Origin of the sequence: Streptomyces sp. SID5785 (assembly GCF_009870065.1) — a bacterium.
Lineage (GTDB): Bacteria > Actinomycetota > Actinomycetes > Streptomycetales > Streptomycetaceae > Streptomyces.
In genome coordinates, this window is record NZ_WWIA01001055.1 from 1 (window position 1) to 201 (window position 201).

General features: G+C 82.1%; 1 protein-coding gene. It reads right to left on the reverse strand.

The genetic code is table 11. The annotated features are described in order from the left end of the window. The coding region (locus GTW43_RS38725) for a hypothetical protein (protein WP_202502293.1) at positions 1-201 on the reverse strand (201 nt) is incomplete at both ends.

The window sequence follows — 201 nt, forward strand, 5'->3', positions numbered from 1 at the left end:
GCCTCCGGCTCCCCGACGGCGGGCGCCTCGGCGGCGGGCGTCGACACCGTCCGCGTGGCGCGACGGCGACGGCGCGGCGCAGCGGGCTCCTCGGCAGGGGTCTCGTCGTCCTGCACCGGCTCGGCGGCGGCCACAGGCTTCACGGCCTCCGGCTCGACGACGGCGGGCGCCTCGGCGGCGGGCGCGGACACCGTCCGCGTG